The organism is Gordonia sp. HS-NH1 (genome assembly GCF_001418765.1).
Taxonomy (GTDB): Bacteria; Actinomycetota; Actinomycetes; order Mycobacteriales; family Mycobacteriaceae; genus Gordonia.
Genome location: NZ_LIYC01000048.1, coordinates 18,218 through 32,985 on the forward strand (window position 1 = coordinate 18,218; position 14,768 = coordinate 32,985).

Consider the following 14,768-nt stretch of genomic DNA (forward strand, 5'->3'; position numbering starts at 1 on the left):
GGTGACGCGGGCACGGAGCGCGACGATCACGTTCCCTGGTCAACCGACCAGGCGTCGATGCACTGCCCCCCTACGCCGTCCCGTGTGTGCGATCGAAGGGCGACCGGAGCTCGCGACGATCCAGCAGCTGCTGCCGACTGACAAGGAATGTTTGTCAATCGTCTGAGGGGGTGGCGACAGCAGCTTGATCGTCTCGGCAGGATTGCCAATCCACAGGTATGAATTGTGAATCACTGCGGCACAGTGCCTTTAACGCCCCGACCAGGTCGGCCGACCCAGTACTCTGAGCATGACTTCAACCACAAAATTGCGACATAAGTCGGGTGCCTGCGGGCCGGTTCGGCGCGTTGCCGATCAATGACGATGCCGTGTGCGAATCAACCAATAGTATTGCGGCAGAGACGATAATAGAGGAACACGTTAACCGGTCCATTCCCGATCTGGCCGCCGATGCAGCTGCTGCTCGGAGAGGCCGCGCCGCGGGAGAGGTCAATCAACTTTCTTTTTAGGGTTACTCTTCTACTTGTTCGCGATTCGGGCGTCAGGGGGGTTACAGGATTGACGCCCGAATCGCGTTCACCGCCAGGGCCCGATGCTCAGGCGCTGTCTGGGGAGGGCTCATGACTGTTCTTGACACTGTCGCGCATTCGTCACCGCAACTTGCGGATGTCGATGCCGGCACGGCAGCGCCGACCACACGCGACGACAACCGGCGTTCGTGGCGGAAGGCGCTGACAGCACCCCGTGAGGTGTCGATGGGCGCCCGCTACGCGTCGACGATCGGTGCGGGGATGTTGGCGTTCGCTCCGGCGATCGCAGCCGAGTTCGATGCGCTTCGACAGGGTTCGCCGACGGCCTATCTGCTGTTTGTACCCTTGTGGTGCCTCATGATCGCGTTCGGCCTCGACGTCTCGTCCCGCGGCCGCGAGATCGGCGATGGTGAGTTCGACCGCATCCTGGTTGTTGTCGTGGGTGGCGCACTGGGACTTGCTGCGGCGCTTGTCATTCCCAGGGTTCCCGCCGTCGCGGCCTTCTGGCACGCCGACCTGATTCCGCTTCTCATCTGGGTGTTCGCGGCGTCGATCGTGATCTTCGGCATCCGCCGCGTCGTCCGCGACTACCTCATCTGGTTGTTCCTTCTGACGTGCTTCCCGCCGAACTTTCTACTGTTGGGAGAGGCCTTCGGCGGTTCGACGGTCGTATTCGGCTTGTTGTCCGTGGCGCTCGCCTCCGTCGTGACGTACATGGCGCTACGGCGACACCCACGAGTGGGCGCGGCGACGGCCGTAATGTCGGGCGCCCTCGGGGTGGCGCTGGTGCTGGTACTCCAGCACGCACCGGTCCTCGCTTACACGGTGCCGACGGCGGCGGTCACCGCGGTCGCGATTCTCGTGCGCCTTCGATTCGGTCGGTCCGGCTCCGCCCGTGCCGGGCTACCGAAGCAATCTGTCATCACGCTCGCATCGGCGTGGCTGGTGGCGCTGGTGATCCTGGCGCTCACCCCGCTCGCGCCGGATTCGCCGAAACCTGTTGTCTCGCCGCCGATCGGGGAGGATTGGCTGTCCCAGTTGCGGACCTTGGGCCTCGGCATCACCGAACCCCAGGTGTTCGACTGGGGTCCGCGGGTCATGGGCTCCGATGGTGACGTGCGCCGGTACCGGGTCACGACGGGCATGACCGACCCGGGAACCAACCCGTTGTCCACCGCATACCTCGATGTGTATTCCACCACCGATCTCGGACGGTTCACCAACTACCGCCGGGGCCTGTGGTACGAGACGGTGCCGCCGGCCGCGATCACGTCGACCCCGGTCTCGGCGGGCGGGCACACGACGCGGCTGGGAAATATCGCGAACACCCCCGAGGCAGTGCGGACCTCCGCCGACGCGTTGTGGACGGGCCGGTTCTGGGCGTGGCGTGTTCCGACGGCGGCCGGCGAGCGCTATGTAGCGGTTTACCTCATGGCTGCACGCGACCAGTCGCGACCGTCGGAACTCGTCGAGCCGCAGTTGCCCAGCTATTCGAGCACCGTCGTCGAACCGATCGGTTGGCTCATCCGTGGTGGCGAGGACGCCGACGAGTCGGTGTCCGACGAGTCCGGCGTGGACGACGCGCTGACCGATCTCGCATGGTCGATGATCAATGCCGTCGAGCGACCTTCGCAATGAGGGGATTCGATGCGCTCGAGGGCTCTGACGTCGCGCAGAGCGCGACCGCGCCGCACGTGACCAGGCTGTCGGCTCGACATCCGCTCAGCCGCGGGCAGCGAATCGCGATGGTCGTGTTCGTCGTGGTGGTTGCCGCTGCGTTCGTGCTGACCTGGCGGGTGTCGCTGGCGGTCATCCTCAGTGTCTGTGCCGTGTATTTCCTCGTCTCGAGTGTCGATAAATTCGTGCTCGTCACGCGGGGTATGTCCGGTCGGGGAGTGCTGCGGGTGTCCGACGAGGACGCACGCGCGATCCCCGACGCCGAGCTTCCGGTTTACACCGTCTTGCTGCCGGTGTACGGCGAACCCGAGATCGTCGCGAACCTCGTCGCCGGTGTCGGCAAGATCGACTATCCCGCAGACAAACTCGACATCCTGCTGGTCCTGGAAGAGGACGATTCCGAGACCATCGACGCCGTGAGTAGGGCCGACCTCGACGGGATCACCCCGGTGCTGGTCCCCCCGAGCGAGCCGAGGACCAAACCCAAGGCGTGCAACGTCGCGATGAGCCTGCCGTCGGAACGCAGCGACCTCGTCACCATCTACGACGCCGAGGACATCCCGGATCCGCTCCAACTACGCAAGGCCGCATCGGTGTTCGCGGCGAGCGGTCCCGACGTCGGATCGGTCCAGGCCCGGCTCGGGTACTACAACGAGCGAGAGAACCTGCTCACCCGGTGGTTCGCCATCGAGTACGACCAGTGGTTCTCGTACATGCTGCCCGCGCTGAGCGCGTCGAACTGCGTGATCCCCCTCGGCGGGACGTCGAATCACATCCGCACCGAGGTGCTGCGCGAGGTCGGCGGATGGGACGCCTTCAATGTCACCGAGGATGCCGACTTGGGAATCCGTCTCGCGCGCTACGGATATCGTACGGTGGTACTGGACTCGCTCACGGGAGAAGAGGCCAACGCCGACGTCGTGAACTGGGTGCGTCAGCGATCCCGGTGGTACAAGGGCTACCTGCAGACCTTCCTGGTGCACACCCGTCACCCGGGGGCGATGGTTCGTGATCTGGGACTTGTTCCCACCCTTCGGATTTCGAACCTGACCGCCGGAATGCCGATCGCCAACACTCTGAACCTGCTCTTCTGGGCTCTGCTGCTGGTGTGGTTCGCAGGCAAACCCGATTTCATGAACTCGCTGTTCCCGGGGCCCGTCTACTACCTCTGTCTGCTGATGTTCACCGTCGGCAACCTGGCGACGATCATGCTCGGTGTGGTCTCGGCCCGAACGCTCGAGAAGCCGTATCTGCTCGGCGCCGCTCTGCTCGTGCCGGCCTACTGGTTCTTGCAGTCCATGGCCGCCATCAAGAGCATGGCCCAACTCATCTACAAACCCTCCTACTGGGAAAAGACGGTGCACGGGCTCTCCGCCATGCCCGGTATGCCCACACCGCCGAAAGGTTCTGAGAATGTCTAGTCGATTGATCCGCCGATTGTGGTGCGTTCTGATTGCGGTGCTCGCCGTCGGAATGATCGCCGCGCCGGCGTCGGCTGCCCCGTTGACGACCACGACGCTGGATTGGCGTCAACTCGGCCTGGGGACCGCGGTCGACATCGACGGCGCGGATGCTCCGATCAGCATCAGTGTGCCCGTTCCGGAGGGAATGGCTCCGACGGTGCTGAGCGGCGTGGTCGCCTCAGCCACGGTCATCTCGGACGCGTTCGTTCAGGTGACCCGTAATGACGGGACGATCCTCGGCACCATCCCCATCCCGCGCTTCGGCGCCGATCAGCGCAGTATCCCGTTTCGACTGCCGCTGACGAGGATCGACGTCTCCGACGGCCGGGCCGATCTCCGGATGATCCTGCGGCTCAACGATTCGGGCGATGTGTGCGGCCCGGATCCGCAGGTGTCCCTCACCAACCTCGGTGTTTCGTATACTGGATCGGCGCAAGTTCCCAGCACGATCAGCGACGTCTTCGGGTCAGTGGTCGACACTGTGCTCATCTCTGTTCCGCGTGAGCCGAGTGCCGCGGTGTCTCAAACCGCGTTGGGGCTGGTCGCCGCCGTCTCAGACCACTATCGCCCGCAGCGTGTGTCGATCGATGTCGTCGAGACATCGGGCGACTCGGCAGCTAGCCCGCAGAATCCGCTGACAAGGGTGGTCCAGATCCGCGAGCAACCAGGACGTGGGAGCATCACGCTCGACAGGCCTGGACGTGCGGATGCGACATTGATCCTCAGTGGCGACGCCGCTTCCCTGCCGGAGCAGGTGGCGCTGTTTCGTGACAACCTCTCGGGCCTCGCCGAAACCACAACCGCCGAAGTGACGGAAGCAACCGAGCGTGAAGTACAGGGGTCGAGCACGACCTTCGCCGAATTCTCGGGGCGTCTGAATGCCGAGGTGCTCGGAACGACAACTCTCCGGCCGGGTTTCGACCCCACGGCCCTGGCACTTGGCCGGCCTGGACAGGTCGACGTGCACCTTCTGGCACGCTATACACCGGTCAACGGCGGTGCTCGAGGCTCCGTCCTCGCCGTCAGTGGTGGAGAAGTTCTACAGACGAAAGCGCTGAACGAGTCCGGCACCTTGGACACTCGCTTCACGATTCCGGCTGCTCAGGTCGCGGCCAACGAACCGTTGGAATTCCGTATCAGCTACGAGCCGGTGCCAGGTGAATGCAACCCGCGCAGCGTGCCGATGACGTTCCAGATCGATCCGGCGTCGACGGTGTCGAGCGATTCGACGCCGGTCCGCATGGGCGGATTCGCGTCGATCCCGTTGGGCTGGCAGCCGACCGTCCAGGTCGCGCTCGACGGCACCGATCCCGGCCAGCTCGATGCCGCGGCGCAACTGATCGCGTCGGTGCAGAGGTCCTCGGCGGTGGCCTTGTCGCCGGTCCTGGTGCCGCTCGATCAGGCGATGAACAGTGAGACCGGGGCGCTCGTGATCGCGGACGCGAAAAACGCCCAACCGCTGAATCCCCCGATCAACACCGCGGATTCCGCGACTCTGGTCGACCTGCCGTCGCAGATCCGCGTGAGCATCCCCGAAGGCCTCGGTACCGTGCAGGCTTTCGCGCAGAACTCCCGCACGGTCGTACTCGTGAGCACCTCGGGTTCGTGGGATCTCGTCGATCCGCTCTTCACCTTCCTCGACGAACAGCAGGGTGAACTCGCCAACCTGCGCGGAGATGTCGTGGTGGCCGGCGTCGCCGGGCAGGCCGAACTGATGACCATTCGGGCCGACGGTCCGAAGGTGGAGGTGGAGCAGGTCGGTATGAGCTGGGTGGTGTGGCTGGGTATCAGCGTTGCCGTGCTGGTGATCGGCGTACTCGTCGCAGTCTCAGTGATGCTCTACCGCAGGCGATTCGGTGAGTCGCACGGTTCTGCCGACGCCTCGACTTCATGACCGTCGCGATCAGTGGCGACGCCCCGGTGCCGGTGGCCGGGCTCGAGCCGCCGGCATCGAGGCGACGTCGGCGGTTCACCCGGACACAATGGTGGGGGATCTCGCTGTTCGGTGGACTCACTGCGCTGTACGTGGCTGTCGGCGTGTACTTGTACCTGGGCATCGGATACATCAACCCCGACGCCAGCAGCCGGATCGCGAATGCGGGTTACACGATCTGGAGTCGGTTCCCGCATCTCGGTGCGGTTGGCTTTGTGTGGAATCCGTTGCCGAGTCTCGTCGAGATTCCCTTGGTTGAGATGACCAGACACTGGCCGGTGAATCAGTGGCCGGAGCTGCGCCGGGTGGGGTTTGCCGGCGCGGTCATGAGCGCACTGTTCATGGCCGGCGCCGGCTGGCAGGTCCGACGGATCGCACTCGACTACGGGTCGGGCCGAGTCCTGCGCTGGATCGCCGTAGCAGCATTCACGCTGAATCCGATGATCGTGCTCTACGCCGGTATGGGTATGAGCGAGGCGCCGTTTCTCTTCTTCCTGTTGTGGACGTGCCGTCGAGTACTGTTGTGGGTGAACCGATCTCATGTCGTCGATCTCGTCGTCGCCGGTGTCGCACTGGGGTTGGCGTATCTGACACGGTACGAGGCGCTGCCGGCCGCCGTCGGTGTCGGATTGGGCGTGTTCGTCCTGTCGACTCGGAGTCATCGCCCAGTGGGCTCGCGGGGGCGGGCGTCGTGGCAGGCCGGCGCCGCGTTCGGTCTGCACGATGCCGCGATCGTTCTGCTGCCGACAGTGTTCGCCTTCGTCCTCTGGGCGATCTCGGGGTGGTTGCTCGACGGAAACGCTTTCTCGCAGTTCTCTTCTCAGTACGGGAACGCGGCGCAGGTCGAGGCGGCGGGCATCATCTCCGCTGAGGACGTCGGCGCCGGTCCGCTGGTCGAGGTCATAGCCGGGAACCTGCTGGGAATGCAGCCCCTGCTGTTCGCGGTCTTACCGGTCGTGGCGTGGATCGCCGTCCGCTTGCGGAGAGTCGACGCCGCGGTGCCGGGAGTCGTCTTCGGGTCGGTCCTGCTGTTCCAGATGTCGGCAGTGATCCTGGGCTCGACCTTCGGATGGTTCCGGTTCTACATGGCCGCGACACCCCTGGTCGTCGTCGCGGTCCTTGTCGCCTGCGGCCCCCGCCCCTTTAGCAGCACCACCCCCCGTCCCTCGAACAACGACCCAAACCTGCGGAAGTGGAACAACCGACGCTCGCTGAGCAGCGACCGGACCTTCCCGCGATCATGCGTCGAACGGACAACTGTCACCACCCTCATGGCCTTGGTCCTCGCGACCTCGTTGCCGGTGACTGCATCCTCGATGCTCAATCCCGCGGTCGGGAAAGAGGAGTACGGTCTGCGGTCAGCGATCTGGCCGGAGCAATATCCGACCGAGGGGTATTGGTTCTACTGGTTCGGCGACGTGTCTCGCAACATCGCCGGGTGGTTCGACGATCAGGCGCTCCCGCCCGGCTCCGTGCTGGTCGACACTTTCGGCATATCAAGAATCTGGCTGTTCTCCGACAACCACGACCAGTTCGTCGTGCGTAGCGACTTCGATTTCTTCACCAAACTGAACCAACCCGCGGACACGGGAGTTCAGTACATCCTGGTGCCGAGACCTACCGGGCTCGGGAGTGCCGATGCCGTCAATGTTCGGTACCCAACGATGTGGGACGACGGGGCCGGAATTGCAACATCCGCGATGACCGTCACCAGCCCGGGTGGCACGCCGCAATTTCGGATCTACAGGATCAACGGATCAAACCGACCCGTCACGGGTTGACCCAGAAGGTGGCCGCGACCGGCGTACTCAGATAGATGTTCGGCTGCGGAAAGTAGTCACCGGTGACGAGTAGCTGGCCGGCCCCGGTCTGAATGGTGGTGCGGCGGTGGGGATAGTCGTAAGGGATCCAGCCGGCGGCTCCGGTCGTGAGATTGCGCCACTGCCAACGCCAGCCGTAACCCATCGGGTAGGGGTAGATCTGACCGCGCCCGTAGAACACTCGCGGGTAGGCAACCCCGGCGCCGCCGACTCCCCAGACCACGCCGGGGATCTGGACGGTGATCGAGTGGTCGAGCCTGGGATGCGGGGGCGGTGGTGAGGCAGCGGCCTCGGCCGACGACCACCACATCGGCACGACGACCACGAAAGACAGAAGGACCGAGACAACCGCGCGACGGATGGCCATGGACGTGACCGTAGTGCATGCACGGGCGGTCAGTCGTCCTCGTACCTGCGACGCTCGCGTTCCCGACGCACGCTGAATGCCGCGATTCCGAATGCCGCGGCGCTGAGGAGATCGGATTCGGTGAGTCCGTTTCCAGGTCTGACGACATAGAGCACCCGGCCCTCGATCGGTGTGTTCCAGAACAACCACGAAACCGCGACGACCACCAGAACTGCGGCGGCGATGTAGCTCGGCCGGGCCAGACACCAGGCGCCGACGACGAACAAGAGGTTCATCAAGACGAGCGCGTGAAAGGGATCGGGCATAGGCGTCAGTACCGGTCGATTCCGGTGTGCGGAGGCAACAGACCCAGACTCAGGTCTGTAGCTCGAAGGCCTTCAGCACCGTCGACGCCCAGATCTCCTGGCCGGCAGGACTGGGGTTCACGGTGTCGCGGAGCAGCGGGCGAAGCGCGGCCGGGTCGGTGGGGAAGGCCGAGTAGACGTCGATCACCTGGACGCCCTCGGCGTCCATGGCCGACGCGTATCCCTCGACCTGGGTGCCGGTTTCACCCCCGGCGGCTGGGCTCTGTTTGATGACTGCGAGGTCCGCGTTCGGATACTTCGTACGAAGTTCGGTGATCAGGGGCTGCATCTGCTCTGCGAGCGGCGCCTGCGGGTCCTGGGTGTGCCCGAAGTTCAGCAGGATCAGGTCCGGCGTGACGTCGGCGGGGATCAACTTGCCGAGGTTCGCCAGCGCGTAATCGACGTCTTTGCCCGAGGCGCTCCCGTTCCAGAAGCCGATCGGGCCGTTGGGGCCGTCGCCCAGGCCGACCATGGCGCCGTAATCGTTGGTCGTGGTGCTCCAGAACTTGGTGGCCATCGGCCGTTGCAGGGTCTGGCTGATCGTCGTCCCTACTCGGGGGGCCCACCCGTCGCGTGCCGCTCCGGTCGAGTCTCCGAGCAGGACGATGGTTTTCGGTTCGGCCGAGTTCTCCCGGGCGTCCTTCATGAACGCGAGCGTCGCCGGCTCGTCGAGCGGCGTCATGCTGGTGGGTGAGACGTCGGCTGCGGAAGTCGTCGTGGGAGCAGTCCGGTTGCTCGAGATGATGAGCCCGACGACCAGGATCACGGCACATACGACCATCACGATCCACGCCCAGATCGGGGCCGATCCGGCAATGCGCTTCACAGCGTTCAACATCTACACAATCTCCAAATCGAATCTGGCCCCCGCCGACTGTGTCACCATAGCGGGCATTGTTTCCGGCCGCGCGAAGCGGCAAGGCCGTTCGTCGGGGCAAAAGTGTGATGTCAACAATTGCCGGCCGACGATGAACCACTGAGTCGTTCGCGAATCCACGACGCCATCGACGGGCCGGGGTCGACCGCATGTCCTTGCTGATCGAGGCGTATGCGGAGGACTCGATCTCCGAGATCGCAGGCACGCCCGAGAGTGTCTTCCATGATGTCGACCGGAATGACGTTGTCGTCGGCACCGTAGATCGCGAGAATCGGCACATTCGAGGCGACGCGGGGCAACGCGTATTGCCCCAGTGCGTCGTAGAGAGTCTGGGCAGCCCCCGGCGTCACCGCGTTCAACGATGCGTCGTCCGGGACGGCCGATGCGGCCAGCGCGGTCCGGCCGTCAGAGCACGTCGGCACGGCGTCGCCCGCAAACCCGGACAGATGATCGCCTGCAGTGACGGAGTCCTGTGTCTGCGCCATCCCGTGGATGATCAGCGGGTACAGGTGCTGCTGGGCGCGGGTGAGGGTGCCTTCTTGTGCTCGCGTGACGAAGTAGCGGGCGTCGAGCAGGGGAGCGACGGCGACGACTCCCACGAGTTCGCCTGCCCCGTCCCCGTAGCCGGCGAACTGCTCGGCCGTCGACCACACCGCGGCGCCACCTTGTGAGCGGCCGGCCGCGACCCAGCGTGTGCCGACGTCGGCACCGGACGATCGCACGGCGCGCACCGCGTCGACGACGTTGTATGCAGCCGTTCGTGGTTCGAGATACGGGTGCGGTGCCTGCTCGCCTGGTCGCAGTCCGAGGCCCTGGTAATCGGTCGTCACCACGGAGTAACCCGCCGCGAGAAAGTCGCCGACCGCGGTCAGGTCGCCGAACATGCCGTCCTGGTCCGACGGTCCGCAGTCTCTGGAGATGCCGGTGGTGCCGTGGGCGTACACGATGAGCGGCCAACCGCCGGGCGGGGGAGTGCCACCGGGGCGAAAGAAGGCTCCGCTGACGCTGGTCGATGTTCCGTCGACGCCGGACACCGACCGGTAGACAAGGCGCTGCATGATCGTGCCGATCGGAAGAACGGCTCGCCACGCGTCGGGCGCATCTGCGAGCTCGACGACTTTCCCGCGCTGACGGAGAGCGTCATCGCGGAGTTCAGGCGTCGGTGCGGGTGCGGTGGTCGACGACGATGCGACGGACGGCGTAGCTGTGGTTTCCTGCATTCCACAACCGCTCAGCGCGACGATCACGAGCATCGTCGCGATGACACGGACGCCGTTCGTCGACACCCGGTCCCACCCTGCTTTCACCTCAGAAAGGTAACCCGTCGTTTCTCGCGGTTTGCGTCGACGTATTCGTTGTTCAATTCTGTGGGTGTGGAACTGACCGTCGGCAAGCGAGATTCCCGTGTGCAATCCGCTGACGATCTCTGGGCCGCCGACACTGTCGAGTTCGCGGTCCCTGCCGGACGGCGGCACGCCGAACCACCTGCAATCGAACGGAATCCGCAGGTCGTGTCGGCGCCGGCCGATGATGAGGTCTATGAATATCTCGGCTCTCAGATGCGGTGGGTGCAGCTCGTTCTGATCGCCGCGTTCATTTTGGTGTCGATATCGCTGGCGGCTTTCGCCACCACACACCCGTGGTTGACGCCGGTCCTCGTCGTTCTGGTTGCGAATGTGATCGGGAACACACTCTCGTTGGTGACGGGTTTGAACGGCCGTCGTGTGACATGGCAGTCGCACCAGTCCCGGGTGACGGCCTGGTATCCGCCGGAGGGGGCATATCCCGCTGTGGATGTCTTTCTTCCGACGTGCGGAGAGAGTGTGCAGATTCTGCGCAACACCTACAGTCACGTCAATGCCCTGCGGTGGCCGGGCCGACTGACGGTCTACGTGCTCGACGACGCTGCACGTGGTGAAGTACATGAACTCGCCGCCGAGTTCGGGTTCTCCTACGTTGTTCGCCCGGACCGCGGGCACCTGCGCAAGGCCGGAAACCTGCGGTACGCGTGCCGGGTCAGCCGAGGCGAATTGCTCGCCATCTTCGACGCGGACTTCTGCCCTCGCCATGATTTCCTGACACATCTGGTGCCGTACCTCGACGACCCGCAGGTCGCTATCGTGCAGAGCCCGCAGTGCTTTGCGACCAGCGAGACGATGAACTGGATTCAACGCACGGCCGGGGCTACGCAGGAGTTCTTCTACCGATGGGTGTTGCCGTCGCGGGATCGGATCGGCGCGGCCAACTGTGTCGGCACGTCGGCGGTCTACCGGCGGAGCGCGTTGAACCGGGTGGGTGGGTTCGCCGAGATCGAGCACAGCGAGGATCTGCACACCGGTCGGCTTCTGCAGCAGGCCGGTTTCGCGATCCGGTATGTACCGGTTGTCCTCTCGCGCGGGCTGTGTCCGTCGGACCTCGCGGGCTTCTTGAACCAGCAGTACCGCTGGTGTCAGGGGACGTTGTCTCGGGTCACCCGGCCTCCGCTCCTCGACAACCCTCCGCTCCCTGAGGAGGCCCGGAGCTTGCGGAGGGCCGTCTCGAAGGGCAACCCCCGCACCATCCGCCAGCGAATCTCCGACTGGGCCGGGGTGTTCTACTACCTCACCACCGCGATGAACGTCTTCCTGCTGTTCTTGCCGGGAGTGATCATGGCGGCCTTCTATCCGGAGGACGTACGTCCGGTACAGCTGGTTCCGTTCCTGTTGGGCCTGTGGGTGTATGTGGTGTTGTTTCCGCTGGTTTCGCGGACTCGATGGCGCTTCGAGGTGCTGCGCATCCAGATGGCGTACAGCTACGCACACGCCGTCGCGATCTGGCACAAGATCATCGGCCGTGAGATCGGCTGGGTGCCGACGGGTGCGATCGGTGCGTCGAATTCGCTCGCACGGTCCATCAGCGCGCTGGGAGCGATCGTGCTCGGGGCATCGTTGCTGGCCTTCTGGGTGTTCATCGTTCGCGACGTCATGGAGTACGGGCTCGCCGCGTTCTGGATGATGGTCGGTCTCGTCGGCGCATACACCTACCTTGCGGTGCCGTTGCTCGTCGAATTCGTCAAGATCCTTCGTCCTCGACGTGCAGAATTGGACGAACCTCTGCTCCCTGAGGTGCGAGGAGCGATAGCGACGAGCCTCGAAGGGCCCGGCGACCCACGCGGTAATCCCGCCGACTTCCGTCCCCGCTCCACGACGTCGCGGCCGACCGCCACCAATTGGAATCGAATCTCGGCCTGGGAGGCCATCGGGTACACGTGCGTCATCGTGCTCATCGCCGCGCTCGCGCTCGGGTGGTTCGACATCATGCTGCCGTGGAACACCCCGTGACCGGGCGGTGCGCGTCATGACCTTCGACGTCCCCACCGTCCCGATACGCGCGCAACCGACGCCCCGCGGAGAAGGATCGACGGGCGCGGTCGCGAGCGGCGCCCCCAGTACCTTCTTCGACGACATCGCCGGCCTGCGTGGTGTGGCGGTGCTGCTTGTCGTGCTGTTCCACTCGCACGTTCCCTTCGTCTCCGGGGGATTCGTCGGCGTCGACGTGTTCTTCGTGATCTCGGGTTTTCTGATCACCGGCCTGCTGGTCCGGGAGTACGAGCGGAAGGGCCGGATCTCACTTCGCGGCTTCTTCGCCCGCCGGGCTCGGCGGATCATCCCGCCCGCCGCGCTGGTGATCGTCGTATCCGTCATCGCCGCAGCGTTCGTCATGCCACTGTTGAAAGTCTTCAAGCAGGCCATAGATCTGCTGGCTGCAGCGGCCCAGTTGGCGAACTGGCATTTCATCGAGCAGAACGCCGACTACCTCGCGGGTGCGATCGACGGCAGCCTCGCGACACACTTCTGGTCGCTTGCCATCGAGGCGCAGTTGTACTTCGTGTGGCCGTTCGTGGTCATCGGCGCAGCCGCGCTTGCGACGCGGACGCCGCTGCGTCGGGTCATGTCGGTTCGGTGGTCTGTCGGTCTGGCGGTGCTGGTGATCAGTGCGGTGTCGGTGTATCTCGCCATCGACATCACTCCGACCGACCCCGCCACGGCATATATGGCCACGTACACGCGCGCCTGGCAGTTCGGCGCCGGTGGGCTGGTGGCGATCGCGATGCCGATCCTCGCCCGGCTCGGCGGATTGCGCGCAGCCCGACCGGCCGCCCTCGTGTTGGGGTGGGCGGGGCTCATCGGCGTGGTCGCAGCCGCGTTCGTGATCGATGCCTACACGCCGTATCCGGGGACTGCCGCGCTGCTGCCGACGGCGGGTGCGGCGCTGACGATCGCGTCGGGGTGCGCGGTCGGGACACGATCGCTGTTCGTCGGACGTGTGTTGGCGACCGCTCCGCTCGAGTTCCTCGGGAGAGTGTCATACGCCTGGTACCTGTGGCATTGGCCGGCGATAGTGCTCTATCAGGCCGCCTTCGGCGCGTCGACCTGGCCGACGCTGGTGGCCGTGTCGGCGGCCTCGCTCGTTCTGGCGACCGTGTCCACGGTGTTCTTTGAGGAGCCGCTGCTGCGCAACCGCGAACTGAGACGCAATGAATCGGCGTCGATATCGCTGGGCCTCATCGGCGTGGTGGTGGCCCTGGCGGTCACGATGACCGCCGGTGTCGTCACAGTGCAGGTGGCGAGCCGCGACACGGTCGCGAATGCGTCGTTGACGTATCAGTCGGTTTTCGGTTCGCAGGCCGGCGAGCCTTCGGGGCCTGTGACCCCGAACCCTTTCCAGGCGTTCGACGATCGACCGGAGCCGTTCGAATGCCTGATCCCGGTCGGCGACGTCGAAGCTCGCGAGGACTGCGTGTTCGGGCCGGCCGACGGGATCCCGGTGGTGCTGTTCGGTGACAGCCACGCAGATCAATGGGCCGAAGCCATCCGCAACATCGGCGCCGACCACGGGTGGAGAGTTCATCAATTCACCAAGGCGGCATGCCCGGCGCAGCATCTGCGGCCACAGCCGGGGATCTTCGAACCGTATGTGAAGGCCGATTGTCAGGAGTGGCGCGAGACGACGCTGAAGCGGATCGCCGAGGTGGGCCCGCAGATCATCTTCGTGTCCTCGCTGTCGACCTATGTGCCATCGACGGAGGTGTCGGAGGCCGCCTGGGAGCACACGCTCACGCAATTGCGGAACACACAGGCCGACCTGGTCTACATCGCTGACACCCCATACCCGGGCTTCCAGGTCGCCGACTGCATCTCCGGCTCGATGGACGACTGGACGCAGTGCGAGTTCGGCTTCGACGACTACCCGCGCGTCGAGCCGATCATTGACGCAGCCTCCCGCAACGACTACCGGGACATCACCACGGTTAACGTCAACGACCTCCTGTGTTCGGCGAATACATGCTCAGCGGCACACAACAAGATCCTCTTCTACCGCGACGACTCGCACCTCACCGCGACAGCTGCCCGGGTTCTCGAGCCGGCTCTGCGCGAGCGGTTGGATGAGCAGGGGTTCGACTACAACGCACGCTGATTCTCACCCGCTGGCCGAACGTCCCCCTGCTCCCTTACTTAGGAACGAGCGTCCCTCTGCTCGTAAGTATCGAAAGACGGCTCCTCCTGAGGCTGAGTTTCACACGTCGCCCGCTCTCGGTCGTTCGATGGGGTGCCCGCAAGCGCACTCAGATCTGCGTCAGTGTTGAAGTTCTTGAGCGAAGTCGACCTCTGCGTGTGGGCGCTTCAGTCGCGTCGCGAGCGGAGGTAGTCGGCCACATCGACGTAGCTGGGGAGCAGACCCGATCCACGGGCCTCGGAGAGACCCGGCGCGGCGGTG

General features: G+C 64.9%; 10 protein-coding genes. 6 read left to right on the forward strand and 4 right to left on the reverse strand.

The window, feature by feature from the left end:
- The first annotated feature begins 620 nt into the window (after positions 1 to 620).
- Genes AMD30_RS21645 through AMD30_RS21660 form a run of 4 tightly spaced genes read left to right on the forward strand, consistent with a single transcriptional unit; the run spans position 621 to position 7,384 of the window.
- Positions 621 to 2,168, forward strand: a complete 1,548-nt coding sequence (locus tag AMD30_RS21645; protein WP_055477048.1) for a hypothetical protein — start codon at positions 621 to 623, stop codon at positions 2,166 to 2,168.
- Positions 2,165 to 3,628 (forward strand): glycosyltransferase family 2 protein, encoded by a 1,464-nt coding sequence (locus tag AMD30_RS21650; protein WP_084817343.1) that lies wholly within the window; start codon positions 2,165 to 2,167, stop codon positions 3,626 to 3,628. Before AMD30_RS21645 ends, AMD30_RS21650 begins: the two co-directional genes overlap by 4 nt.
- Positions 3,621 to 5,564 carry a hypothetical protein gene (locus tag AMD30_RS21655; protein WP_055477049.1) on the forward strand — a complete coding sequence of 648 codons (1,944 nt, stop codon included), beginning with the start codon at positions 3,621 to 3,623 and terminating at the stop codon, positions 5,562 to 5,564. Before AMD30_RS21650 ends, AMD30_RS21655 begins: the two co-directional genes overlap by 8 nt.
- A complete protein-coding gene (locus tag AMD30_RS21660) occupies positions 5,561 to 7,384 on the forward strand; it encodes an ArnT family glycosyltransferase (protein ID WP_055477050.1) in 1,824 nt (607 codons plus the stop codon). The genes AMD30_RS21655 and AMD30_RS21660 overlap by 4 nt, the downstream gene beginning before the upstream one ends.
- Here AMD30_RS21660 and AMD30_RS21665 read toward each other — a convergent pair.
- The 4 genes from AMD30_RS21665 to AMD30_RS21680 form a co-directional block, all read right to left on the reverse strand.
- Positions 7,374 to 7,790, reverse strand: coding sequence for a hypothetical protein (locus AMD30_RS21665; RefSeq protein ID WP_055477051.1), 417 nt, complete (start codon positions 7,788 to 7,790; stop codon positions 7,374 to 7,376). The two genes, AMD30_RS21660 and AMD30_RS21665, sit on opposite strands and share 11 nt — an antisense overlap.
- A 29-nt stretch (positions 7,791 to 7,819) precedes the next feature.
- Complete coding sequence (locus AMD30_RS21670; protein WP_055477052.1) at positions 7,820 to 8,095, reverse strand: hypothetical protein; 276 nt, start codon at positions 8,093 to 8,095, stop codon at positions 7,820 to 7,822.
- A 49-nt stretch (positions 8,096 to 8,144) separates the two neighbouring features.
- Entirely contained in the window at positions 8,145 to 8,972 is an 828-nt protein-coding gene (locus tag AMD30_RS21675; RefSeq protein WP_055477053.1) for an SGNH/GDSL hydrolase family protein, read from the reverse strand.
- Positions 8,973 to 9,082: 110 nt separating this feature from the next.
- Positions 9,083 to 10,264, reverse strand: a complete 1,182-nt coding sequence (locus tag AMD30_RS21680) for an alpha/beta hydrolase (protein WP_055477056.1) — start codon at positions 10,262 to 10,264, stop codon at positions 9,083 to 9,085.
- Between the two features lie 120 nt (positions 10,265 to 10,384).
- Between AMD30_RS21680 and AMD30_RS21685 the strand changes: the two genes are divergently transcribed.
- Both AMD30_RS21685 and AMD30_RS21690 read left to right on the forward strand, forming a co-directional pair.
- Positions 10,385 to 12,331, forward strand: coding sequence for a glycosyltransferase family 2 protein (locus AMD30_RS21685; RefSeq protein WP_231632818.1), 1,947 nt, complete (start codon positions 10,385 to 10,387; stop codon positions 12,329 to 12,331).
- Positions 12,332 to 12,347: 16 nt separating this feature from the next.
- Positions 12,348 to 14,468 carry an acyltransferase family protein gene (locus tag AMD30_RS21690; protein ID WP_055477058.1) on the forward strand — a complete coding sequence of 707 codons (2,121 nt, stop codon included), beginning with the start codon at positions 12,348 to 12,350 and terminating at the stop codon, positions 14,466 to 14,468.
- Positions 14,469 to 14,768 lie beyond the last annotated feature (300 nt).